The 24,289-nt window shown below is 71.0% G+C and carries 17 protein-coding genes and 1 pseudogene; 11 read left to right on the top strand and 7 right to left on the bottom strand.

What is annotated here, in order from left to right; all coding sequences use genetic code 11:
- Positions 1-235 (top strand): transposase family protein (locus tag HN013_RS28630; RefSeq protein WP_249375530.1); only part of this gene is annotated, 235 nt, incomplete at its 5' end.
- Positions 236-801: 566 nt separating this feature from the next.
- Here the strand turns inward: HN013_RS28630 and HN013_RS28620 are convergent.
- Both HN013_RS28620 and HN013_RS28615 read right to left on the bottom strand, forming a co-directional pair.
- Positions 802-1,701 (bottom strand): tRNA (adenine-N1)-methyltransferase, encoded by a 900-nt coding sequence (locus HN013_RS28620; RefSeq protein WP_171171319.1) that lies wholly within the window; start codon positions 1,699-1,701, stop codon positions 802-804.
- 56 nt (positions 1,702-1,757) lie between these two features.
- On the bottom strand, positions 1,758-3,002 hold the full coding sequence (locus tag HN013_RS28615) for a site-2 protease family protein (protein ID WP_171171317.1): 1,245 nt from the start codon (positions 3,000-3,002) through the stop codon (positions 1,758-1,760).
- A 129-nt stretch (positions 3,003-3,131) separates the two neighbouring features.
- On the opposite strand from HN013_RS28615, the gene HN013_RS28610 reads away from it, so the two are divergent.
- Together HN013_RS28610 and HN013_RS28605 are read left to right on the top strand one after the other, a co-directional pair.
- The gene (locus HN013_RS28610) at positions 3,132-4,112 is read left to right on the top strand and encodes a PD-(D/E)XK nuclease family protein (protein WP_171171315.1); all 981 of its coding nucleotides are present in this window, start codon (positions 3,132-3,134) and stop codon (positions 4,110-4,112) included.
- A 49-nt stretch (positions 4,113-4,161) separates the two neighbouring features.
- Positions 4,162-4,833, top strand: coding sequence for a response regulator (locus HN013_RS28605; RefSeq protein ID WP_171171313.1), 672 nt, complete (start codon positions 4,162-4,164; stop codon positions 4,831-4,833).
- An 80-nt stretch (positions 4,834-4,913) separates the two neighbouring features.
- On the opposite strand, the gene HN013_RS28600 is transcribed toward HN013_RS28605, so the two are convergent.
- The 4 genes from HN013_RS28600 to metH form a co-directional block, all read right to left on the bottom strand.
- Positions 4,914-6,509 carry an ABC transporter substrate-binding protein gene (locus HN013_RS28600; protein WP_171171311.1) on the bottom strand — a complete coding sequence of 532 codons (1,596 nt, stop codon included), beginning with the start codon at positions 6,507-6,509 and terminating at the stop codon, positions 4,914-4,916.
- Positions 6,510-6,654: 145 nt separating this feature from the next.
- Positions 6,655-8,250 carry an ABC transporter substrate-binding protein gene (locus HN013_RS28595; protein WP_171171309.1) on the bottom strand — a complete coding sequence of 532 codons (1,596 nt, stop codon included), beginning with the start codon at positions 8,248-8,250 and terminating at the stop codon, positions 6,655-6,657.
- Between the two features lie 443 nt (positions 8,251-8,693).
- Complete coding sequence (locus HN013_RS28590; RefSeq protein ID WP_171171307.1) at positions 8,694-9,392, bottom strand: HAD family phosphatase; 699 nt, start codon at positions 9,390-9,392, stop codon at positions 8,694-8,696.
- A gap of 357 nt (positions 9,393-9,749) precedes the next feature.
- The gene (metH, locus tag HN013_RS28585; protein ID WP_171171305.1) at positions 9,750-13,250 is read right to left on the bottom strand and encodes a methionine synthase; all 3,501 of its coding nucleotides are present in this window, start codon (positions 13,248-13,250) and stop codon (positions 9,750-9,752) included.
- 273 nt (positions 13,251-13,523) lie between these two features.
- Between metH and HN013_RS28580 the strand changes: the two genes are divergently transcribed.
- From HN013_RS28580 to HN013_RS28550, 7 genes are all read left to right on the top strand, one after another.
- A complete protein-coding gene (locus HN013_RS28580) occupies positions 13,524-14,288 on the top strand; it encodes an IclR family transcriptional regulator (RefSeq protein WP_171171303.1) in 765 nt (254 codons plus the stop codon).
- A gap of 383 nt (positions 14,289-14,671) precedes the next feature.
- Positions 14,672-15,454 carry an aquaporin gene (locus tag HN013_RS28575; RefSeq protein ID WP_171171302.1) on the top strand — a complete coding sequence of 261 codons (783 nt, stop codon included), beginning with the start codon at positions 14,672-14,674 and terminating at the stop codon, positions 15,452-15,454.
- A gap of 44 nt (positions 15,455-15,498) precedes the next feature.
- A complete protein-coding gene (glpK, locus tag HN013_RS28570) occupies positions 15,499-17,046 on the top strand; it encodes a glycerol kinase GlpK (RefSeq protein ID WP_171171300.1) in 1,548 nt (515 codons plus the stop codon).
- A 2-nt stretch (positions 17,047-17,048) separates the two neighbouring features.
- The gene (locus HN013_RS28565; RefSeq protein WP_171171298.1) at positions 17,049-18,659 is read left to right on the top strand and encodes a glycerol-3-phosphate dehydrogenase/oxidase; all 1,611 of its coding nucleotides are present in this window, start codon (positions 17,049-17,051) and stop codon (positions 18,657-18,659) included.
- A gap of 124 nt (positions 18,660-18,783) precedes the next feature.
- On the top strand, positions 18,784-19,881 hold the full coding sequence (locus tag HN013_RS28560) for a glycosyl hydrolase family 18 protein (protein WP_249375528.1): 1,098 nt from the start codon (positions 18,784-18,786) through the stop codon (positions 19,879-19,881).
- A 144-nt stretch (positions 19,882-20,025) separates the two neighbouring features.
- Positions 20,026-21,225: a PAC2 family protein gene (locus HN013_RS28555; protein ID WP_171171296.1), complete on the top strand. Its 1,200-nt coding sequence runs from the start codon at positions 20,026-20,028 to the stop codon at positions 21,223-21,225.
- A 153-nt stretch (positions 21,226-21,378) separates the two neighbouring features.
- Positions 21,379-22,221, top strand: a complete 843-nt coding sequence (locus HN013_RS28550; protein ID WP_171171294.1) for a hypothetical protein — start codon at positions 21,379-21,381, stop codon at positions 22,219-22,221.
- A 32-nt stretch (positions 22,222-22,253) separates the two neighbouring features.
- Here the strand turns inward: HN013_RS28550 and HN013_RS28545 are convergent.
- A pseudogene (locus tag HN013_RS28545) lies at positions 22,254-22,834 on the bottom strand (bleomycin resistance protein).
- A 171-nt stretch (positions 22,835-23,005) separates the two neighbouring features.
- Between HN013_RS28545 and HN013_RS28540 the strand changes: the two are divergent.
- Entirely contained in the window at positions 23,006-24,160 is a 1,155-nt protein-coding gene (locus HN013_RS28540; RefSeq protein ID WP_171171292.1) for an SGNH/GDSL hydrolase family protein, read from the top strand.
- The last annotated feature ends 129 nt before the right edge of the window (positions 24,161-24,289 follow it).

The raw sequence follows: 24,289 nt of genomic DNA, 5'->3' as shown, positions 1-24,289 counted from the left end.
CCGCGCCTACCTGGGCGCCGGCCCATGGGTGACAACACCCGTCAGACGCCCGCCGGGCGGCGACCTGTCACCGACCCAACGCACGGTCAACCGCGCACTCTCGGCAGCGCGGGCACCGGTCGAGCGAGGCGTGGCCCGTCTGAAGTCCTGGCGGATCTTCCGCAGAGCCCGGTGCAGCCCAAATCGAATGTCGGCAATCGCCCGAGCCGTCCTCACCCTGGAGCGGCAACGCTGAAAGAGCTCCGTGAACCGGCTGACGTTCACCCGCCGCGCGGGGTCGACCAGGGTCGCCACCACCCGCGGCGGGGCGCCCGTCCCCTTCCCCGCCGCCAGGACGTAGACCCCGTCGGGCGGGGTGCCCGCCCCGGCCCGGCAGCTGACCACGGCGACCGTCTCGGGCCGTCCGTCCCCGTCCAGATCGGCGACGGCCCGGTCGCGGAGCTCGGTGCCCACCGTGCCGCAGTCGAGCGGGTAGCGGACGGCGGTCGGATCGGGCGCGACGACGAACGGTGCGGACGGGGCGTCCCGGCCGGCTCCCGCGGTGGCGTCACCCGGGTCGAGGAGCACCGCGGCGGTGAGCACGGCGGCCACGAGGAGGGCGGTCAGCAGCCAGTGGACGGGCCTCGGGTGGGTGTGCGGGAGTCCGGCCGGGGGCTGCACGCGCTGCTCCTGTGCTGAGTGGGCTGCGGGGACAGCCGCATCGTCGCACACCGGCCCGGGGAGCGGAACGGTGCCCGGCCCAACACGGAGGAGCCGCCACCGAGTTCATCGGTGACGGCTCCTCCGGCGGAACGAGGAGGATCAGGCCTCGGCGGTCTGCCCGCCGGGGCCGGTGTAGTCCTCGCCATAGGCGCCCTTCGCCGGACGGCGGCGGCGCATCGGCGGCTCCACGCCGTCCGCGAGGCGGCGGGCGGTGAGCAGGAAGCCGGTGTGCCCGATCATGCGGTGGTCCGGGCGGACGGCCAGGCCCTCGACGTGCCAGGTGCGGACCATGGTCTCCCAGGCCGACGGCTCGGCGAAGCAGCCGATCTCGCGGATGGACTCGACGGTCCGCGCCAGCTGGGTGGTGGTCGCCACGTAGCAGCACAGGATGCCGCCGGGGACGAGCGCCTTGCGGACCGCCTCCAGGCACTCCCAGGGGGCGAGCATGTCCAGGATGACGCGGTCGACGTCGGTGTCGGAGAGGTTGTCCTGGAGGTCGCCGACCGTCAGCTGCCAGGCCGGGTGCGGACCGCCGAAGTAGCGCTCCACGTTCTGCGTGGCGATCTCGGCGAAGTCGGCACGGCGCTCGTAGGAGTGCAGCATGCCCTGGTCGCCGATGGCGCGCAGCAGGAAGCTGCTCAGCGAGCCGGAGCCGACGCCGGCTTCCACGACGCGGGCGCCGGGGAAGATGTCGGCCATCGCCAGGATCTGCCCCGCGTCCTTGGGGTAGACCACGGCGGCTCCGCGCGGCATGGACAGGACGTAGTCGGGGAGCAGGGGGCGCAGCGCGAGGTAGGCGACGTTTCCCGTGGTACGGACAACACTGCCCTCGGGAGCACCGATCAGCTCGTCGTGCGGGAAGGCACCCTTGTGGGTGTGGAACTGCTTCCCGGCTTCGAGCGTGAAGGTGTAGTGGCGTCCCTTGGGGTCGGTGAGCTGGACCTGGTCCCCGACCTGGAAGGGCCCGCGACGGCGGGCGGCACCGGTCGGTTCGGACATGTGACCAGCCTACCGGGCGCTGAGCGGGCCCGGGACCACGGGCCGGGGCCCCGGGCTCAGGGGGCCGCCGGGGTGCGGGCCATGGCGGCGACGAAGGCGCGCTCGACGTCGGAGGTGGACAGCACGCCGTAGACCTCGCCGGTCTCCTCGACCACCAGGTACTCGGTGGCGGGGGTCACGCGGAGGGTCTCCAGCAGCTCCTCGCCGGAGAGCTCGGCGGAGATCCGCATGCCGTCCTGGAGGTCCTGGGCGAGGCTGCCGACCGCGACCCAGGGGCGGCGGTGGACGGGGATGCCGACGATGGCGGACTCCCGGACGAGGGCGGTGGGGACGCCGGCGCCGTCGACGACGACCAGGGCGCGGGCGCCCTCGTCGTTGGCCCGGCGGAGGGCCTCGGACAGCGGGGTGGTGGGCGCGACGGGCACGGCGCGGCGGGTGAGGGCGCGGGCCCGCAGCCCGGGCAGCCGTTCGCGGAGGCGGGCCATGCGGAGGCTGTTCCCGGCCCCGGTCCAGATGATCGCGGCGAGGATGGCGGCGAGCAGCGCGTCGGTGAGGGAGTCGACGCTGCCGAAGTTGTCGGAGCGCTGGGCCTGGGTGAGCAGCGGCAGGCCGATGAGGACGCTGACGGCGAGCGCGCGGCCGACCCAGGCGGCGGCGACGGTGCCGGTCATGGGCCGCCCGGTGATCTTCCAGACGACGGCGCGCAGCATCCGGCCGCCGTCCAGCGGGAGGCCGGGCAGCAGGTTGAAGGCGGCCACGAGGAGGTTGGAGACCATCAGTCCGGCGAGCAGCACGCCGGGGACGGTGGCGGGCTCGACAGCCTGCAGGCCGAGCCAGAACAGGCCGGCGAGGACCAGGGAGAGCAACGGGCCGACGAAGGCCAGGACGAACTCCCGGCCGGGTGTCTCGCTCTCCTTCTCGATCTCCGAGACGCCGCCGAAGAACTGGAGCTGGATGCGGCGCACCGGGAGCCCGAAGCGCAGCGCGGCCACGGTGTGCGCCAGCTCGTGGACGAGGACGGAGGCGTAGAAGGCGACGGCGAAGAAGAGGGAGACCAGGTAGCGGGCGCGGCCCAGTTCGGGCAGGACGCGGTCCAGCTGGCCGCCGAAGACCCAGGTGATGAGGGCCGCGACGAGGAACCAGCTGGGGGCGACGTAGACGGGGACGCCGAACGGGCGTCCCATGAGGATCCCGCCGCCGCTCTCCCGTGGGCGCCGCGGCCCGCGGCCCTGCTGCCCGGGCTGCCCGGCCTGGGGGTCGGCGCCCTCGCTGCCGGATCCGCCCTGCCCGCTGTTGTCCACGGTTTCCCCTCGTCGGTGCTGCTCCCGCACCCGCCCGGTGCGCGCGTCTTGTCACGATCATGCAGTGTGGGAGCTCTGTCGTCGATGGTATGCCGCTGAATGTCCGTGGGGGGCCGTAGGGTCTCTGCCATGGACACCGCTCTCGACGACGCCGCGCGGGTTCCGGCAGGGCCGGACGGCACCCCGCGGGAAACGGCCGGAGGGGCCGCCGCCCCGCCGTCCCCGCAGGCCGGACGGCCGGCCGGTACCGCGCGGCCGCCTGCCTCGTTGTCGCCGTCGCGCGCGGCCGATTTCATGCGGTGCCCGCTGCTGTACCGGTTCCGGGTGATCGACAGGCTGCCGGAGAAGCCGAGCGCCGCGGCCACCCGCGGCACGGTGGTGCACGCCGTGCTCGAACGGCTCTTCGACGCGCCCGCGGCGGAGCGCACCGCGCCCCGGGCCCGGGGCCTGGTCCCCGGCGAGTGGGAGAAGCTGCTGGCGGCGCGGCCGGAGCTCGGGGAGCTGTTCACCGGGGAGGACGGCGCGCACGATCCCGAGCGGCTGGCCACCTGGCTGGCCGAGGCGGAGCGGCTGGTCGAGCGGTGGTTCACGCTGGAGGACCCGACGCGGCTGGAGCCGGCCGAGCGCGAGCTGTTCGTCGAGACGACGCTGGACTCGGGGCTGGTGCTGCGCGGCATCGTCGACCGGGTGGACGTCGCGCCGAGCGGGGACGTGCGGATCGTCGACTACAAGACCGGCAAGGCGCCCGCCCCGCAGTACCGGTCGGACGCCCTGTTCCAGATGACGTTCTACGCGCTGGTGATCTGGCGGCTGCGCGGGCGGGTGCCGCGCCGGCTCCAGCTGGTCTACCTGGGCAGCGGCGACGTGCTGACCTACGACCCGGTGGAGGCGGAGCTGCTGGCCGTGGAGCGCAGGCTGCGCGCCCTGTGGGAGGCCATCTCGCTGGCCACCGAGACGGGCGACTGGCGGCCGCGGCCGACGAAGCTGTGCGGCTGGTGCGATCACCAGGCGGTGTGCCCGGAGTTCGGGGGCACTCCCCCGCCGTATCCGCTGCCGGTGCTGCCCGCGCCGCGGGCCGCGGGGGCCGGGGACGGGCCTGGTGGCCCTTGACGGAGCCGGTCAGGGCAGAATGGACCCGGTCTAGCGAAGGAGTTCTCCTGTGGCGATCCGTGTCCTGCTCGTGGACGACCAGCCCCTGCTGCGCACGGGGTTCCGCATGATCCTGGAGGCCGAGCAGGACGTCGCGGTCGTCGGTGAGGCCGGCGACGGCCTCCAGGCGCTGGACCAGGTCCGCGCGCTCCAGCCCGATGTGGTGCTGATGGACATCCGGATGCCCCGGATGGACGGGGTCGAGGCGACCCGGCAGATCACCGGCCCGGAGCGGGACGGCCCGGCGAAGGTGCTGGTCCTCACCACCTTCGACCTCGACGAGTACGTGGTGGAGGCGCTGCGCGCGGGGGCGAGCGGCTTCCTGCTGAAGGACGCGCCCGCCCATGAGCTGGTGCAGGCGATCCGGGTGGTCGCGGGCGGCGAGGCGATGCTGGCGCCGAGCATCACGCGCCGGCTGCTCGACAAGTACGCGGGCCACCTGCCGTCGGGCGAGGAGCCGTTGCCGGACACCCTGAGCACGCTGACGGACCGCGAGGTCGAGGTGCTCAAGCTGGTGGCCCGCGGGCTGTCGAACGCGGAGATCGCGGCGGATCTGTTCGTGAGCGAGACCACGGTCAAGACGCATGTCGGCCATGTGCTGACCAAGCTCGGTCTGCGCGACCGGGTGCAGGCCGCGGTCTACGCCTACGAGAGCGGGCTGGTGCGCCCGGGCGCGCAGTAGTACGTGACCGCGGCAGTATGTGACCACAGCGCGGAAGGGCCCGCCGGGAGACCGGCGGGCCCTTCGCGTCGGACGAGGTGTCAGCCCTTGTCGGACTTGCTGATCTCCCAGAACCGGAAGACGGTCGAGGCGTCCAGGGTCCACTGGAGGCCGGAGATCCGCTCGTTGGCCACGGCGTACTGCTTGCCCTGCCACAGCGGCAGCACCGGCACGTCCTGGGCGACGGTGGTCTGGAGCCTGGCGAAGTCGCCGACGGTCGCGGCGCGGCTGCCCTGGGCGGCGGTCGCCGGGAGGATGCGGCCGGCGATCTCCTTCGACTCGTAGTGGTTGGCGAGCTCGTTGTCCTCGCCGAAGAACGGCGCGGTGAAGTTGTCCGGGTCCGGGTAGTCGGGCACCCAGCCCTTGACGTAGACGGCGTAGCGGCCGGCCTCGATGCCCTTCTGGTACTCGGGGAAGGCGGCGGTCCGCACGTCCGCGTCGAAGAGCCCGCTGGAGTTCAGCTGCTTGGCGATCGCCTTCAGCTCCGGCACGGTGCCGGGGCCGTAACGGACCGGTGTGCCCCACAGGGTGAGCTTGACCTTGCCCTTGATCCCGGCGCCGCCGAGGACGTCCTTGGCCTTGTCGGGCTGCGGACGGTCCCCGTAGAGGTCGAAGAACGGCGTCCGGTGACCGGTGATGCCGCTCGGGACGACGGAGTACAGCGGCTCGGCGGTGCGCTTGTAGACGTCGCGGGCGAGGGCGCTGCGGTCGACGAGGTAGGCGACCGCCTTGCGCACGGCGAGCTTGCCCGCCACCGGGTCCTTGGTGTTGAAGACCAGGTGCTGGACCTCGGCGCTGGTGCCCTGGACGACCTTGAGGTCCTTGCTCCCGGAACCGGCGGCCTCCAGGCCGGCGATGTCCTCCGTGGCCAGGCCGCGGTAGGCGAGGTCGACGTCGCCCTTCTGCAGGGCGGTCTTCAGGGCGTCCTGCTCGCCGTGGAACAGCTTGAGGGTCAGGCCGCTGTTCTGGACGGTCGCGGGGCCCCGGTAGGAGCCGTTGACCTTGAAGACGGCCTCGTCCTTGCCGTAGGAGTCGAGCGTGTAGACACCGGAGCCGACGGCCTTGCCGTCCGTCCGGAGCTTGTCCATCGCGTATTCCTGGTGGTCCACGATGGAGCCGGCACCCGAGGCGATCTTCAGGGGGAAGGTCGCGTCGGGCCGCTTGAGCCTGAAGACCACGGTCTTCTTGTCCGGCGTCCTGATGTCCTTGATCGTGGACAGCATGGCCGCCGCGGGACCGGACTTGTCGTTGATCTTCAGCGTCCGCCGGAACGAGAAGGCGACGTCCTCGGAGGTGAGGTCGTGGCCGTTGCTGAACTTCAGCCCGTTGTTGAGCGTGCACTCGTAGACGGTGCTCGTCTGGTCCTTGAAGCCGCACTTCCGGGCGGCGTCGGGCTGCGGCGTGTTGCTGCCCTTGGGGAAGCTCAGCAGCGACTGGAAGACGTTGTTGAAGACGAGCCAGGAACCGGGCTCGTAACCCGCGGCCGGGTCGACGGCGACGATCTCGTCGGACATCCCCATGACCACCGACTCACCGGTGCCCGCCGCCTTGCCGTCCTCCGAACCGCACCCGCTGAGCAGGGCGGCGGCGAGCCCCGCACCGAGCGGGGCGGCAAGCCACTGGTCACGTTTCCTCACGTGCACGTTCCTCACAGTTCCAGTCGTACGGGGCGGGCATCGCGCCCGCCCTCGAGGTCGTTCTGTGGAGCTTGTTGTACAGGTGGAGCGTTGCGCTGCAAAAGGGGTGTTCTCGTCACGGCCGGGTGTTTCGCCGTGTTGTGCGTCACTTGCCGCGGACGAGTTCCCAGGGCTGGAGCTCGGAGGCCGCGTTGAGCGCCCATTCGGCGCCGGTGAGGCCCTCGCGCACCGCCACGTACTGCTTGGCCTGCCACAGGGGCAGCACCGGCACGTCGTCGGCGACGATGTCCTGCGCCTGCTGGAAGAGCCTGGCCGCCGACTCGCGCTGGGCGGTCTGCCGGGTCCGCGGGATCAGGTCGTTGATCTTCGCGTTCTGGTAGCGGGACCGGAGGAAGTTGTCCTTGCCGAAGAACGGGGCGATGAAGTTGTCCGGGTCCGGGAAGTCGGGGAACCAGCCCATGCCGTACGCGGCGTACTGGCCCTTGGCCGCGTTGGGGCGGAACTCCGCCCACTTCACGTCCTGGAGCTTCACATCGAAGAGGCCGCTGCCGTTCAGCTGCTTCTGGAGCGCCTTGAACGCCCGTGCCGTGGCCTCGCCGTAGTGGTCGGAGGAGAAGGCGAGGGTGAACCGCACCGGGGTGTTGATGTTCGCGTTCTTCAGCAGGGCGCGGGCCTTGTCGACGCTGGGTCCGCCGTACTGGTTGGAGAACGAGTTCTGGTGGCCCGGAATACCGCTGGGGACCAGCGAGTAGAGCGCGTCGCTCGTCCGGTCGTAGCCCTCCTTGGCCAGCGCCTGACGGTCCACCAGCTGCGCCATGGCCTGCCGCACGGCCTTGGGCTTCACGGCCGGGTCCTCGGTGTTGAAGGCCAGGTAGCCGATCTCCTGGCCGGCCGACTCCCGCAGCCGGATCTTCTGGTCGGTGGCGTTGCGCATCCGGGCGATCTGGTCGGGCGACAGGGTGCGGTTGGCCAGGTCGATGTCGCCGCCCTTGAGGGCGTTCTCCATCGCCTTGGAGTCGTCGTAGAAGCGCATCTCGACCTTGTCGTTCTGCACCTTGACCGAACCCTGATAGTCCGGGTTCCTGCTCAGGACGACCTTGACGACGCGGCCGTCCTTCTCCTCGGTGTCGAGGGTGTACGGACCCGAGCCGACCACCTTGAAGCCGTCGCCCATCAGCTTGTTCTTGGGGTACGCCCGGCTGTCGACGATGGCCGCGGCCGGGGTGGCGAGCTTCTGCGGGAACGTCGCGTCGGGCGTCTTCAGCTGGAAGACGATCTCGTGGTCGTTCGGGGTCTCCACCCGGTCGATGTTGCTCAGCAGCGAGACCGGGCCGTTCTCGAATTTGATCGCCCGGGCGCGCTCGATGGAGAACTTGACGTCCTTGACGGTCATCTCATGGCCGTTGGAGAACGTCAGTCCGCTGCGCAGCGTGCAGCGGTACTGCTCGTTGCGGCGGTCGCTCCACGTGCACTTGGAGGCGGCGTCGCCCACCGGCTCCGAGCCGGAGCGGGGCAGCCGGAGCAGCGTCTGGAAGGCGCTGTGCAGCACGTTCCACGCGCCGATGTCGTACGCGGCGGCGGGGTCGAAGGGGGCGGGAGCGTCCGTCGTCCGCTCGAACCGGTCGGTGGTGCCGACGACGATGGCCTCGCCCTTGCCCGCTCCGTCGCCCCCGCCACAGGCGACGAGCACGGGGGCCAGCAGGCTCACCACGGTCGGCAGCACCAACGTCTTGCGGTTCATTGTCCGGTGTTCTCCCTGTGGTGCGAACGGCGCCCGGGACTCCGTACGGATGCATTGGTGCACGGGCCCCACGGGCTGCCGTGAAGTACTCGCCAAGAGATTAATGCGCGGCGCCGGAGGTACCGGAACGTGGCCTACCTGATGCGATATCACGCCGCGATAACGGCGATGCGTTGACCGATATCCGGACGGTGGAACGATTCGCACACCAGTGGATCAATCTGGACACAAGGGTGCGCTTCCATCGCCGACAAAGCGTCAGGAAGGGATGGGGAAGGCGACGCGATAGCCCGGAGCCGGTGACGAAGCTCACTCGGAAAATACCCCTGGAGCTCTTGGCTTTTCCCGTCGCTTTGATCACGGAAAACGATGGGGCGGGCGCTCAGAGTTCCTTGACCATTCCACCGTCAACGCTAGGTGTATGGGCCAAACACCTTTGGTGATCAGCTCTTGACCAGGCTCCGCAGGAATCTGAGATCGACATCTTCCAAGGAGCCGACGACCGTGCGTCCCACCGCCGGCGGAATCGCCCCCACCGACGGCACCGCCACCACCCGGCAGCCCGCCGCCTCGGCGGCCGCCACGCCCGTCATCGTGTCCTCGATCACCGCACAGCGCTCCGGCGCCACCCCCAGCCCGGCGGCGGCCAGCAGATACGGGTCCGGGTACGGCTTCGTCCGCTCGATCTCGTCGCCCGCCACCGTCAGGGTGAAGTGCTCCGGGCCCAGCGTGCCCAGCACCCGGTCGATGATCTGCCGGTGCGACGCCGAGACCAGCGCCGTCGGTACGCCGTGCGCCGCCAGCTCCGTGAGCAGCCGCTTGGCGCCCGGCATCAGCGGGACACCGTGGACGATCATCTCCGAGAAGCGGGTGTTGAGCAGCGCCGTCAGCTCCGCCAGAGCGATCTTCGCTCCCGTCGCCTTGATCAGGAACGAGGCGCTGCGCGTCATCGGGCCGCCGACGACGATCTCCCGGTACTCCTCCAGGAGCTGGTGCCCCAGCTCCTCGAAGACCGCGACCTCCACCTCCCACCAGAAGCCCTCCGTGTCGACCAGGGTGCCGTCCATGTCCAGGAGGACGGCCTCCAGGGCCGAGCCGCCCGTGGTCGGCCGTGTCGCGACCGTGGGAATGCCGCTGGTCATCCGCGCACCTCCAGAGGGGACGAGAAGGCCGGTCTGCCTTGCCCTTGCGGGCGGCGGACCGGCCTTCTTCACCGGAGGACAAGTCTACGGCGGGGGCGCGGGAAGCGCTCCTCTGTTTTCGGGGGGTGTGCCCCGGTCCCTCCCCTTCGCCGTTTCCCGGGGAGAGCCCCGGACCCCCTGAAACCGCGCTCCGCGCGGTTGTCCTCAAACGCCGGACGGGCTGAAGTTCGCGCCCGGGCGCGAAACCCAGCCCGTCCGGCGTTTGAGGACCTCGCGGCGAAGCCGCGATGCCGGGGTCCGGGGCCCTCCCCGGGAAACGGCGAAGGGGCGGGGCGGGGGCACAGCCCGCCGCAGGCGCTACCGCGCGTTGAAGTACTTCGCCTCCGGATGATGGATCACGATCGCATCCGTCGACTGCTCAGGATGCAGCTGGAACTCCTCCGACAGCTCCACCCCGATCCGCTCCGGCCGCAACAATTCCGCGATCTTGGCCCGGTCCTCCAGATCGGGGCACGCCCCGTACCCCAGCGAGAACCGCGCGCCGCGGTACTTCAGGGAGAACATGTCCTCGACATCCGACGGATCCTCGCCGCCGAACCCGAGCTCGGCCCGGACCCGGGCATGCCAGTACTCGGCGAGAGCCTCGGCGAGCTGGACGGAGAGACCGTGCAGCTCCAGGTAGTCGCGGTAGGAGTCGGAGGCGAAGAGTTGGGCGGTGGCCTCGCCGATGCGGGAGCCGACGGTGACGACCTGGAGGCCGACGACGTCGCGTTCGCCGGACTCCTCGGGCCGGAAGAAGTCGGCGAGGCAGAGCCGGCGGCCGCGACGCTGGCGGGGGAAGGTGAAGCGGGTGCGCTCGGTGCCGTCCTCGTGCAGGAGGATCAGGTCGTCGCCCTTGGAGTAGCAGGGGAAGTAGCCGTGGACGACGGCCGCTTCCAGCAGGTTCTCGGTGTGCAGCTTGTCGAGCCAGCCGCGCAGCCGGGGCCGGCCCTCGGTCTCGACCAGTTCCTCGTAGCTGGGGCCGCCGGCGCGGGCCTGCTTGAGCCCCCACTGCCCCTTGAAGAGGGCACCCTCGTCGAGCCAGGACGCGTAGTCCTTGAGGCCGATGCCCTTGATGACGCGGGTGCCCCAGAAGGGCGGCGTGGGCACGGGGTTGTCGGTGGCCACGTCCGAGCGCACCGCGCCCTTGGGCTCGTCCTCGACCGCGACGGGGGTGTCCCGCCGGGCCACCCGCCGCTGCTTGAGCTCGGGGAGCGTGGCGCCGGGGACGCCGCGCTTGACGGCGATCAGGGCGTCCATCAGGCGCAGCCCCTCGAAGGCGTCGCGGGCGTAGCGGACCTCGCCCTCGTAGATCTCGTGCAGGTCCTGCTCGACGTAGGCCCGGGTCAGTGCCGCGCCGCCGAGGATCACCGGGTAGCTGGCCGCCAGCTTGCGCTGGTTCAGCTCCTCCAGGTTCTCCTTCATGATCACGGTGGACTTGACCAGCAGCCCGGACATGCCGATCACATCGGCGCGGTGCTCCTCGGCGGCCTCCAGGATCGCGGAGACCGGCTGCTTGATGCCGAGGTTGACGACGTTGTAGCCGTTGTTGGAGAGGATGATGTCGACGAGGTTCTTGCCGATGTCGTGGACGTCGCCGCGCACGGTGGCCAGCACGATCGTGCCCTTGCCCTCCGCATCGCTCTTCTCCATGTGCGGTTCGAGGTGGGCGACGGCGTTCTTCATCACCTCGGCGGACTGGAGGACGAACGGCAGCTGCATCTGGCCTGAGCCGAAGAGCTCGCCGACGACCTTCATGCCCTCCAGCAGGGTGTCGTTGACGATGTCGAGGGCCGGGCGCTCGGTCAGTGCCTCGTCGAGGTCGGCCTCCAGGCCGTTCTTCTCGCCGTCGATGATGCGGCGGCGCAGCCGCTCCTCCAGCGGCAGGGCGAGCAGTTCCTCGGCCTTGCCGGCCTTCAGCGACTTCGCGGTGGCGCCCTCGAAGAGGGCCATCAGCTTCTGCAGCGGGTCGTAGCCCTCGGCACGGCGGTCGTAGATGAGGTCGAGGGCGGTGGTGACCTCCTCCTCGTCGAAGCGCGCGATGGGAAGGATCTTGGAGGCGTGGACGATCGCGGAGTCCAGGCCCGCCTTGACGCACTCGTCGAGGAAGACGGAGTTGAGCAGGATACGGGCGGCCGGGTTGAGGCCGAAGGAGATGTTGGACAGGCCCAGGGTGGTCTGTACGTCCGGGTGGCGGCGCTTGAGCTCCCGGATCGCCTCGATGGTGGCGATGCCGTCCTTGCGGGACTCCTCCTGGCCCGTGCAGATGGTGAAGGTCAGGGTGTCGACGAGGATGTCCTCCTCGCGGATGCCCCAGTTGCCGGTCAGGTCGGCGATCAGCCGCTCGGCGATCTCCACCTTCTTCTCCGGCGTCCGGGCCTGGCCCTCCTCGTCGATGGTCAGCGCGATCAGCGCCGCGCCGTGCTCCCGCGCGAGGCCGGTGACCTTGGCGAAGCGCGACTCGGGGCCGTCGCCGTCCTCGTAGTTGACCGAGTTGATGACCGCGCGGCCGCCCAGCTTCTCCAGGCCGGCCCGGATGACGTCCACCTCGGTGGAGTCGAGGACGACGGGCAGGGTGGAGGCGGTGGCGAAGCGGCCGGCCAGTTCCTCCATGTCGGCCACGCCGTCGCGGCCGACGTAGTCCACGCACAGGTCGAGCATGTGGGCGCCCTCGCGGATCTGCTCGCGGGCCATCTCCACGCAGTCGTCCCAGCGGCCGTCCAGCATGGCCGTGCGGAACTTCTTCGAGCCGTTGGCGTTCGTCCGCTCGCCGATGGCCAGGTACGAGGTGTCCTGGCGGAACGGGACGGTCTGGTAGAGGGAGGCCGCGCCCGGCTCGGGGCGCGGGCTGCGCTCGGTCGGGGCGAGTCCCCGGACGCGCTCGACGACCTGCCGCAGGTGCTCGGGGGTGGTGCCGCAGCAGCCGCCGACCAGCGAGAGCCCGTACTCGCGGACGAACGTCTCCTGGGCGTCGGCCAGTTCGCCGGGGGTCAGCGGGTAGTGGGCGCCGTCCTTGCCCAGGACGGGGAGACCGGCGTTGGGCATGCAGGACAGGGCGGTGCGCGCGTGCCGGGCGAGGTAGCGCAGGTGCTCGCTCATCTCGGACGGGCCGGTGGCGCAGTTGAGGCCGATCATGTCGATGCCCAGCGGCTCCAGCGCGGTGAGGGCCGCGCCGATCTCCGAGCCGAGGAGCATGGTGCCGGTGGTCTCCACGGTCACCGAGACGATCAGCGGCAGGTCCGCGCCGGAGGCTTCGAGGGCGCGGCGGGCGCCGAGGACGGACGCCTTGGTCTGGAGCAGGTCCTGGGTGGTCTCCACCAGCAGCGCGTCCGCGCCGCCGGCGACCAGCCCCTCGGCGTTGGCCTGGTAGGCGTCGCGGAGCACGGTGTAGGGGGCGTGGCCCAGGGTGGGCAGCTTGGTGCCGGGGCCCATCGAGCCCAGCACCCAGCGGGGACGGCCGTCGGCGGCGAACGCGTCGGCGGCCTGCCGGGCGACCCGGGCGCCGGACTCGGACAGCTCGAAGACGCGGTCGGAGATGTCGTACTCGCCGAGGGCGCTGTGGTTGGCGCCGAAGGTGTTGGTCTCCACGCAGTCCACGCCGACGGCGAAGTACGCCTCGTGGACGGAGCGGACGATGTCGGGCCGGGTGACGTTGAGGATCTCGTTGCAGCCTTCGAGCTGCTGGAAGTCCTCCAGACTCGGATCCTGTGCCTGGAGCATGGTTCCCATGGCCCCGTCGGCGACCACGACCCGGGTGGCGAGTGCCTCCCGGAGCAGGTCGGATCGGGATGAACGGACGGTCGATGGCTTCGAGGCCATGGATGTGCTCCCGTGGTTGCGACGGCTGTCGGCTTTGCGCCCTCCTGAAGAGGGCGCACGCCGCAAGCGTAGCCGCAGTCCCCGCCGAAAGCAGGGGGCGTCCCACGGCGCGGACACCCGGCACGAGGCCGGGCCACGCCGTGCGGCGGGCCCTCCGGTACGCGGCACGGCGGAGTCTCAGCGATCATGATCACGCCACGTCGGCTACCCCGTGGTCGGCATGGGCCGATAGTGTTCAGCAATGCCGAACGGCATTTTGGAGGAGGTTGCTCGATGGCACGGACCATCCAGTCGCTCGAACGGGCGGCGGCCATGCTGCGGCTGCTCGCGGGCGGCGAGCGGCGGCTGGGATTGTCCGACGTGGCCTCCGCGCTGGGGCTCGCCAAGGGCACCGCGCACGGCATCCTGCGCACGCTCCAGCAGGAGGGTTTCGTCGAGCAGGACCCGGCCTCCGGGCGCTACCAGCTCGGCGCCGAGCTCCTCCGCCTGGGCAACAGCTACCTGGACGTCCACGAGCTGCGGGCCCGCGCCCTGGTCTGGGCGGACGACCTGGCCCGCGCCAGCGGCGAGAGCGTCTACCTGGGCGTCCTCCACCAGCAGGGCGTACTGATCGTCCACCACGTCTTCCGGCCGGACGACAGCCGCCAGGTGCTGGAGGTGGGCGCGATGCACCCGCTGCACAGCACCGCCCTGGGCAAGGTGCTGTGCGCCTACGACCCGGTGGCCCACAGCCAGCTGACCGAGACCGGCCACGAGGCGTTCACCGACCGCACGGTGACCGTCCTCGACGAGCTGGAGGGGATGCTGGACCTGACCCGCGCCCGCGGCTGGGCGGCGGACGTCGAGGAGACCTGGGCCGGCGTGGCGTCCGTCGCCGCCCCCATCCACGACCGGCGCCGGATGCCGGTCGGCGCCGTCGGCGTCACGGGCGCCGTGGAGCGCGTCTGCGAGGGCGGCGACCTGCGCCCGCAGCTGGTCGCGGCCGTCCGCGACTGCGCCCGCGCCGTCTCGCGGGACCTCGGAGCGGGGCGGTTCTGACGGACCGGCCCGGGTCCCGGCGTCCGCGCCCCGCCCCGGGCGCCGCCCTCCCGGCGGGGCCGGGACCCTCGCCCGGGCCCCTTCCCCTGCCCCTCCGCTCCACCCGAGACCCCTTCGTTACCGGTCGGTATCCAAACGTACATTTCAGGCCAGTTGGCCGGGAGTTTCCTGTCACAGAACCCTTGACGGGCCCTTAACCGTGCAGAAAACTGCCGTTCATCGGTCGGCATTGTCGAACACCTGACGACAATATTCGCTATGGTGTGCAGTGCGTGCAGTGCTGCAGAGCCATGGGAGACCGATCAACGCCCTCTCGGAGGGCGCGGACCGCCGGAGGTACCCGGGGTTCGCCTTCCCCTGGACGAAGGACAAAGGAGTCGCGGGTGTCCAGCTCCGACATCTTCATCGGCGAGACCATCGGTACCGCCGTTTTGATTCTGCTCGGCGGTGGCGTCTGCGCCGCCGTCACACTGAAGCGTTCGAAAGCACTGAACGCGGGGTGGCTCGCCATCACCTTCGGGTGGGGCTTCGCCGTACTGACGGGCGCGTACATCGCGAAGCCGTCCGGCGCCCACCTCAACCCGGCGGTCACGCTGGGCCTGGCCATCGACGGCGGCACCGAGTGGAGCGACGTACCGCTCTACATCGGCTCCCAGATGCTCGGCGCGATCATCGGTGCGACGCTGGTGTGGGTCACCTACTACGGGCAGTTCAAGGCCCATATGACCGACCCGGAGATCGTCGGCAGCCTCAACGCCCAGGAGGGCATGGTCGACCAGACCGTCACTCCGAAGGCCGGCCCGGTGCTCGGCATCTTCTCCACGGGTCCCGAGATCCGCAACGTCGCGCAGAACCTCGCGACCGAGATCATCGGCACCGCGGTGCTCGTCCTCGCCATCCTCACCCAGGGTCTGACGGAGGGCCTGGCCGTCAGCGGCACCGGTGTCCTGATGACCGCGTTCGTGGTCGTCGGCATCGGCCTCTCGCTCGGCGGCCCCACCGGTTACGCGATCAACCCCGCGCGTGACCTCGGCCCGCGTATCGTGCATGCGCTGCTTCCGCTGCCCAACAAGGGCGGCTCCGACTGGACCTACGCCTGGATCCCGGTGGTCGGCCCGCTCGCCGGCGCCGCCCTCGCGGCAGGCATCCACAAGCTCGCGTTCTGACGCACGACAGCCGAGACCTTCAGACCCTGAGGAGCACACACCACATGACCAGCACCCACGGCCACGGCACTCCCTCCCACGGGCACGGCCCGTTCATTGCCGCGATCGACCAGGGGACCACCTCTTCCCGCTGCATCGTCTTCGACCGTGACGGCCGCATCGTCTCCGTCGACCAGAAGGAGCACGAGCAGATCTTCCCGAAGCCGGGCTGGGTCGAGCACGACGCCAACGAGATCTGGACCAACGTCCAGGAGGTCGTCGCCGGCGCCGTCGAGAAGGCGGGCATCACCGCCGCCGACGTCAAGGCCATCGGCATCACCAACCAGCGTGAGACCACGCTGATGTGGGACAAAACCACCGGTGAGCCGGTCTACAACGCCATCGTCTGGCAGGACACCCGCACCGACGCCCTCTGCCGCGAGCTCGGCCGCAACGTCGGCCAGGACCGCTTCCGCCGCGAGACCGGCCTCCCCCTGGCCTCGTACTTCTCCGGCCCGAAGGTCCGCTGGCTGCTGGACAACGTCGAGGGGCTGCGCGAGCGCGCCGAGCGCGGCGACATCCTCTTCGGCACCATGGACTCCTGGGTCATCTGGAACCTCACGGGCGGTGTGAACGGCGGCGTCCACGTCACCGACGTCACCAACGCCTCCCGCACCATGCTGATGAACCTCCGCTCCCTGGAGTGGGAGGAGCGCATCCTCAGCTCCATGGAGATCCCGGCCGCCGTGCTGCCGGAGATCCGCTCCTCCGCCGAGGTCTACGGCACCGCCAAGGGCGGCGCCCTGGACGGCGTTCCGGTCGCCTCCGCGCTCGGCGACCAGCAGGCCGCCCTGTTCGGCCAGACCTGTTACGACAAGGGCGAGGCCAAGTCCACCTACGGCACCGGAACGTTCATGCTGATGAACACCGGCGACGAGCCCGTCCAGTCGTACAACGGCCTGCTGACCACCGTCGGCTACCGCATCGGCGACCAGAAGCCCGTCTACGCCCTTGAGGGCTCCATCGCCGTCACCGGCTCCCTCGTGCAGTGGATGCGCGACCAGATGGGCCTCATCAAGAGCGCGGCCGAGATCGAGACGCTCGCCAGCTCCGTCGAGGACAACGGCGGCGCCTACTTCGTGCCGGCCTTCTCCGGCCTGTTCGCCCCCTACTGGCGCTCCGACGCGCGCGGTGTCATCGCGGGCCTGACCCGCTACGTCACCAAGGCGCACATCGCCCGCGCCGTGCTCGAGGCCACCGCCTGGCAGACCCGCGAGATCACCGACGCCATGACGAAGGACTCCGGCGTCGAGCTGACCGCGCTCAAGGTCGACGGCGGCATGACCTCCAACAACTTGCTGATGCAGACGCTCTCGGACTTCCTGGACGCCCCCGTGGTGCGCCCGATGGTCGCCGAGACCACCTGCCTCGGCGCCGCCTACGCCGCCGGCCTGGCCGTCGGCTTCTGGCCGGACACCGACGCGCTGCGCGCCAACTGGCGCCGGGCCGCCGAGTGGACCCCCCGCATGGACGCGGACACGCGTGACCGCGAGTACAAGAGCTGGCTCAAGGCCGTCGAGCGGACCATGGGCTGGATCGAGGACGAGGAGTAATCATGACAACCCCGCAGAGCGTTCCGACCCTGGGAACGCACCCGGCCGCCGGCGCCAACCCGGGCCGTGCCGAGACCCGGGAGAGACTGTCCAACGCGACGTACGACCTCCTGGTCATCGGCGGCGGCATCCTGGGCACCTCGGTCGCCTGGCACGCCGCGCAGTCGGGACTGCGGGTCGCCATGGTGGACGCCGGCGACTTCGCCGGCGCCACCTCCTCCGCGTCCTCCAAGCTGGTCCACGGCGGTCTGCGCTACCTGCAGACCGGCGCGGTCAAGCTGGTCGCGGAGAACCACCACGAGCGCCGGGTGCTGGCCAAGGACGTGGCCCCGCACCTGGTCAACCCGCTCACCTTCTACCTGCCCGTCTACAAGGGCGGGCCGGTCGGCGCCGCCAAGCTCGGCGCCGGTGTCTTCGCCTACTCGGCGCTGTCCGCCTTCGGCGACGGCGTCGGCAAGGTGATCTCCCCGTCCCGCGCCAAGGCCGACAACCCCGGTCTGCGCACGGACAACCTCAAGGCCGTCGCGGTCTACTACGACCACCAGATGAACGACTCGCGCGTGGCCGTCATGACCGTCCGCGCGGCCGTCGAGTCCGGCGCGGTCGTCCTCAACCACGCCGAGGTCACCGGCCTGCGCTTCACGCACGGCAAGGTGTCCGGCGCGGAGCTCAAGGACCGCACGGACGGCACCGAGTTCGGCATCGACGCGCGCGTCGTCCTCAACGCCACCGGCCCGTGGGTGGACCACCTGCGCAAGCTGGAAGACAAGGGCGCCGCGCCGTCGATCCGTCTCTCCAAGGGCGCGCACATCGTGATGAAGCGCAAGTCGCCCTGGAAGGCCGCCATGGCCACCCCGATCGACAAGTACCGCATCACCTTCGCCCTCCCCTGGGAGGACCAGCTCCTCCTCGGCACCACCGACACCCAGTACGAGGGTGACCCGGCGGACGTGCGCGCCACCGAGGAGGACATCCAGCAGATCCTGGACGAGGCGGCCTTCTCGATCCAGGACGCGGACCTCGACCGCTCCCTGATGACGTATGCCTTCGCCGGTCTGCGCGTGCTGCCGGGCGGCCCCGGCGACGTGGCCCAGGCCAAGCGCGAGACCGTCGTCACCGAGGGCAAGGGCGGCATGCTGTCCGTCGCGGGCGGCAAGTGGACGACCTACCGCCACATCGGCCGTACGGTCATGAAGAAGCTCGCCCAGGTGCCCGGCAGCCCGCTGACCGAGGACATGGAGCCCGTCTCCAGCCTGGTCCGCCGGACCCCGCTGCCCGGTGTCGCCAACCCCAACGCGGTCGCCCACCGCCTGCTCGTGGACCGCGAGCCCGGCGCCCGTATGGACCCGCTGACCGCCCGTCACCTGGCCACGCACTATGGCTCGCTGTCCTTCGACATCGCCCGCCTGGTCAACGAGGACCCGTCGCTCGGCGAGCGCATCCACGCCGACGGCCCGGAGATCTGGGCCCAGGTCGTCTACGCCCGTGACCACGAGTGGGCGGAGACGGTGGACGACGTGCTGCGCCGCCGCACCACGCTGACCATCCGCGGCCTGGACGACGAGGACGTCCGCGCCCGGGTCAAGGACATGCTGGAGCGCAAGGAGGGCTGAACCCCGGCCCCACGGGACGCACCCCGCTGAAGGGGAGGGACGTGTGACGTCCCTCCCCTTCAGCGTGCGCGCGAGAACCGGCCGTGCCCGTCCCCCGTCAGTCAGTAGGGAAGGGGGGCCGCTCATGCTCATGAAACGGCCGGACGTCCGGAGGTGGCTGCCGGGCAAGTCCTGGCTTCCGCGCAAGTCCTTGCTGCCGCGCAGGTCCTGGCTGCCGCGCAGGCGGACGGTCAAGCGCGTCGCGCTCACGGTGTTCCTGATCGTCGCCGTGCCGGTGGTGGCCGCCGCCGGGGCGCTGCGCGCCTCGTACGCGGGCTCGCCCGCCGAGGACGCCGTCACCCGCGGGCGGGACGCCGTCTGGCTGGGGCACGCCTGGGTCGACGGCCGGCGGACGGACAAGGACCTCGCGGAGCTGAAGCGGCGCGTCGGCGGCACCGGCATCCGCGACCTCTACGTGCACGCCGGCCCCCTGGAGCACGACGGCACCCTGCCCGCCTCCGCCTACCGGGACGTCCGCCGGCTGCTCGACTCCGTCCACCGCGAGCTGCCCGGGGTCCGGGTGCAGGCGTGGCTCGGCGACGTGGTCGCCCACGACGGGCGGGCCGGTCTGCGGCTGAGCTCCGCCGCGACCCGGGACGCCGTGGTGGCGAGCGCCCGGCAGGTGCTGCGCGCCGGTTTCGAGGGCGTCCACCTCGACGTCGAACCCGTCAGGAACGGCGACCGGAACTTCCTGAAGCTGCTGGACTCCCTGCGCGCGGCGGTGCGTTCGGGCGGCGGGGTGCTCTCGGTGGCCGCGCAGCAGATCGACCCGCTGCCCTCGATGCACTCCGCGTCCAGCGCGTTCGGCGGCAACAAGTGGTGGTCGCAGGGGTACTTCGCCAAGGTCGCCCGGCGCACCGACCAGATCGCCGTCATGTCGTACGACACCGCCCTGCCGTGGGAGAGCCTGTACGGCGGCTACGTCGCCCAGCAGACCCGGCTCGCCCTGGAGGCCACCCCGGCCGGCACCGACCTGCTGATGGGGCTGCCCTTCTTCCACACCGACGACATGGGCCACCACGGCTCCGCCGAGACCGCCGCGGCCGCGCTGCGCGGCGCCCGCCTCGGACTGACGCGCGAGGACCGGCACCGCGAACGGTTCGGCCTCGCCCTGTACGTCGATTTCGCCGCCACGGAGGATGACTGGCGTGCCTACCGCGAGGGCTGGGGTACGCGAGGGTGATGAGCATCCCTTGCGCGGACTGCGGACAGCGGTCCCGGAAGTCGTAGGCTTGGGGGGCACGGAAAAAGACCTGCAAACAACTGCACTGAACGGCAACCGGCGGTGGCACGGACCCCGTCCGCCCCGGTCGGAAGGAGGCGCTGGGTGATCGAGCTTGAGGGAGTACCCGAGCTGATCGACCCGGTCATGATCTGTGCCTTCGAGGGCTGGAACGACGCCGGTGACGCCGCCTCCAGTGCGGTCGCGCATCTGGACCGGGAGTGGAAGGGCGAGGTCTTCGCCGCGCTGGACGCGGAGGACTACTACGATTTCCAGGTCAACCGGCCCACGGTCTGGCTGGACGGCGGGGTCCGCAAGATCACCTGGCCGACGACCCGGCTGTCCGTCGTGCGCACCGGTGGCACGGGCGGCGGGGCCGACGCGGAGGGCACGGACAGACCGCGCGACCTGGTGCTCGTCCGGGGCATCGAGCCGAGCATGCGCTGGCGTTCGTTCTGCAACGAGATCCTGGGCTTCGCCCACGAGCTGGGCGTGGAGATGGTGGTGATCCTGGGCTCACTGCTCGGCGACACCCCGCACACCCGGCCGGTCCCGGTCAGCGGTGTCACCTCCGACCCGGACCTGGCCCGCACCATGGACCTCGAGGAGTCCCGTTACGAGGGCCCGACCGGCATCGTCGGCATCCTCCAGGAGGCGTGCACCCATGCGGGCGTGCCCACCGTCAGCCTCTGGGCGGCGGTTCCGCACTACGTCTCGCAGCCGCCGAACCCCAAGGCCACACTGGCCCTCCTCAACCGGCTGGAGGACCTGATCGACCTGCGCATCCCGCAGGGCGAGCTCCCCGAGGACGCCCGTGCCTGGCAGCTCGGCGTGGACCAGCTGGCGGCGGAGGACAGCGAGGTCGCGGAGTACGTCCAGTCGCTGGAGCAGGCCCGGGACACGGCGGATCTGCCGGAGGCGTCGGGCGAGGCGATCGCCCGCGAGTTCGAGCGGTACCTGCGGCGGCGGGACGGGCAGTCAGGACCGGTCGCCGGTTCCGGTCCGGTCGCCGGCGCGGGCTCCGGCCCGGGCCAGCCGGGCGGTCCGGGCGGCCTGGCGGCAGAACCCGGGCTCGGGGAGTCCGGCGGCCGCGACGGCTCGTACCTGCGTGACACGACGAGCGGACGGACGCGTCCGCCGCGCCGGGCACCGAAGGAGGACGTCCACGGGGCGGACGCCGACGGACGCACCGGTCAGGAGGGACGGGAGAGCCGGGACGGGCGGGAAGGCCAGGGCAACCGGGACGACGACCGCGACGACCAGGGCGGGGGCGAGGACGCCGGCCCGCCGGAGGGCGGGAACTGAGCTCCGGGCTCCAGGGGTGCCGCCGGTGGGCGGCACCCCTTCTTCGTACGTGGGGGTGCCCACCGGCCGGCGGGGACGGCCACGTACTCTCTCCAGGTCGGTCATTTTCACCCCATACACACACCACAGCGCACACAAAAGGACAGAACGGCCGTGAAGGCGATCAGGAAATACGTCATAGCGGCCACCGGAACCGCTCTCGCGCTCTCACTCACCGCGTGCGGCGGCGGGGAGAAGGACACCCGCGATCCGCAGACCGTGCTGAAGGCGGCGGCCCAGAAGACCGCGGAGGCGAACTCCTACCGGACGAAGCGGCGGGTCACGGACAAGGACGGCACGGAGCGCGGCGAGTACGCCTTCTCGCGCAAGCCCGACCTCGCCGAGCGCAAGACCTGGCGGCCCGAGACCAAGAACGGCAAGAAGGGCCGGGACCGCTTCGACCACACGCTGAGCGAGGGCCGGACCCTCTACTCGCGCGAGGCCGGCATCGCCGACGGCCGGTGGGTGAGCATGAGCCTCCAGGAGAAGGGCGAGGCCCCGCCGAAGCCCGGCGACATCCAGAAGACGGCCGAGGGCTCGCTGCCCAACCTGCTGGGCGTCCTGCGCACCTCGAAGGACGTCCGGAAGGTCGGCCGCGAGACGGTCGGCGACCACGAGGCCACCCACTTCAAGGGCACGGTCGTCCTCGCCGACCTCTCGGCGGACAAGGGCGGCACGATGCGGGACTGGCTCCGCGAGCTCTACGTGCGGAAGCACCGGGAAGCCGGCCTGGAGAAGGTCGAGATCGACCTGTGGATCGGCGAGGGCGACCTCCCGGTCAAGAGCGAGGAGTACGGCAAGGGCTCCAAGGGCGAGACGCGCGTGACCGAGGAGTACACGGACTTCGGCGCCGACCTCGGGATCCGGATCCCGAAGGGCAAGGAGACCATCACCCAGGACGAGTGGCTCCGCGACATCCGCGACAAGGCGTCCCGGGGCATCGACCCGCTGAGCTGACCGCTCTCACGGGGTCCGCACGCCTCCAGCTCTCACGGGGTCCGCAACTCGTCCAGCCGCGCCAGGTCGTCGCGGACCGTCTCCCGCTCCTCGTCGGTGAGCCGGACCGCGGCGGCCCCGGCCAGTGCCTCCGCCATGCCGGCCTCGTCCTCCAGCCGCCCGGCGACGTCCGCCCGCAGCACGAGCAGGCGCAACAGCTCGACGGGCGTGGGCCGGTGGCGCCGATCCTCGCTGATCGGCTGCCCGATGCGCAGGCAGTTGCCACCCGGATCGGTGAGCAGGAACTGCCGTGTCCCGTGTGAGGTGTCCTTCAACGCCCCGATCCGCGGCAGCCCACGCGTCGGTATCCGCCCGTACGCCGCCTTCAGCCCGGCCCGGACTGCGGCGTACAGCCCGTCGATCCCGTCGGTCCCGACGATGCAGGTGCTGTACGACTCGGACGGCTCATAGCGCTTCATCCCGAAGAAGTGGAGCTCGATGCCGCCGCGTCGGACGACTGCGTAGGGGTTGGGACTCCGCTGCTCGAAGATCACCTCGAAACCGAGGGCGGTGCAGAAGTCGAGGACGGGCGGAGGGTGCGACACGGAAGCACCGGAACGGTCGTCTCAGCCATTCGCGAATCTCTGGGCAAACTTGACCGGAGAGTACATCGGGTTCAGCAGACGAGGACACCAACGCCCCTCGTCCTGGGCGGAGTTACCCGATGCCGGTCAGTGAGAAGAGGCCGGATGACGCGTGGCCAACCGGCGGGAACAAGATCCACTTCATAGATGTTCAAACCGGCATGACAACGACATCCCACTGGGTCGCCGGCTTCCGCTCCGCCGTACTGAGCCCTTACGAGGACTACCAGCTCTTCCCGTCGCGCGGCTTCGCCGACCAGACCGTACGCCAGGTCCTGCGCCTCGCCGGCGGCGGCGAGGCCCTCCGCGTACGCCTGAGCAACAGATTCGGGAAGGAGCCACTGACCATCGGCGCCGCCCGTCTGGCCAGACGCACCGAGGGCCACGGCACCGATCCGGAGACCTCCGTCCCGCTCACCTTCGGCGGCGAACGCGAGTTCACGCTCGCGGCCGGCGAGGAGGCCGTGAGCGACCCGGTGGTGCGCGAGGTGTCCGCCGGCGAGCAGTACGCCCTCAGCCTCTACTTCCCGCACGACACCGGGCTCGCGACCTATTCCGTGGTCGCCTCCGAGACGGGCTTCGTCGCCCCGGGCGACCTGACCGCGACTCCCGGCCTCGACGGGGCGGAACTGCTGGACATGTCCCGATACTTCGTCTCCGGTATCGATGTCCTCGCCCCCGAGGGCACCGCGGTCGCCGTCGCCTTCGGCGACTCCTGGATGGAGGGCGCGGGCACCACCCCCGGCGCCAACGCCCGCTTCCCCGACCAGCTCAACCGCCGTCTGGACAAGGGCTGGGTGGTCAACCAGGGCATCTCCGGCAACCGTCTGCTGACCGACGAAGTCGGCGAGCACGCCCTCGCCCGCCTCCAGCGCGACGTCCTCGACGTACCCGGCGTCACCCACGTCCTGCTCAACTTCGGCATCAACGACCTCGGCACCCCCGGCACCATCGTCGCCCCCTCCCGCCCGCCGCTCCCCACCCTCGACCAACTCATCGACGGCTACACCGAACTGACCCGCCGCCTCCACGAGGCCGGCCTCACCGTCATCGCCCACACCATCGGCCCCTACGCCGGGACCATCTACGAGGGCTACGACTCCGAGGAAGGCCGCGCCATCCGCCGCAAGGTCAACGACTGGATCCGCACCACCGACATCTTCGACGCCGTCACCGACGTCGCCACCGCCGTCGAGGACCCGACCGACCCCGAACAGATCCTCCCCGCCTACGACTGCGGCGACCACCTCCACCTCAACGACGAGGGCACCAAGGCCATGGCCGCGGCGGTCGACCTGTCCCATCTGGAGCTCTGATCCGAGCTCTGCCCGCGCCCGGCCGGGTTGCGGAGGTCCACACGGTCAACGGTAGGCCTCCCCCTGCCGTGCCGGACAGGAGGCAGCGCAAGGGCACACCGCATCCGCAACTGGCACGACCTGATCTTC

Source organism: Streptomyces sp. I05A-00742 (assembly GCF_013055795.1).
Classification (GTDB): Bacteria; Actinomycetota; Actinomycetes; order Streptomycetales; family Streptomycetaceae; genus Streptomyces.
Note: the sequence above shows the minus strand (reverse complement) of the source record. Positions and strands in the feature narration are given on the sequence as shown.

Coding starts and splice junctions, on each gene's coding strand:
- HN013_RS28565 (WP_171171298.1), top strand. CDS start 17,049: ATGACAACCCCGCAGAGCGTTCCGACCCTGGGAACGCACCCGGCCGCC.
- HN013_RS28590 (WP_171171307.1), bottom strand. CDS start 9,392: ATGACCAGCGGCATTCCCACGGTCGCGACACGGCCGACCACGGGCGGC.
- metH (WP_171171305.1), bottom strand. CDS start 13,250: ATGGCCTCGAAGCCATCGACCGTCCGTTCATCCCGATCCGACCTGCTC.
- HN013_RS28610 (WP_171171315.1), top strand. CDS start 3,132: ATGGACACCGCTCTCGACGACGCCGCGCGGGTTCCGGCAGGGCCGGAC.
- HN013_RS28580 (WP_171171303.1), top strand. CDS start 13,524: ATGGCACGGACCATCCAGTCGCTCGAACGGGCGGCGGCCATGCTGCGG.
- HN013_RS28540 (WP_171171292.1), top strand. CDS start 23,006: ATGACAACGACATCCCACTGGGTCGCCGGCTTCCGCTCCGCCGTACTG.
- HN013_RS28595 (WP_171171309.1), bottom strand. CDS start 8,250: ATGAACCGCAAGACGTTGGTGCTGCCGACCGTGGTGAGCCTGCTGGCC.
- glpK (WP_171171300.1), top strand. CDS start 15,499: ATGACCAGCACCCACGGCCACGGCACTCCCTCCCACGGGCACGGCCCG.
- HN013_RS28620 (WP_171171319.1), bottom strand. CDS start 1,701: ATGTCCGAACCGACCGGTGCCGCCCGCCGTCGCGGGCCCTTCCAGGTC.
- HN013_RS28560 (WP_249375528.1), top strand. CDS start 18,784: ATGCTCATGAAACGGCCGGACGTCCGGAGGTGGCTGCCGGGCAAGTCC.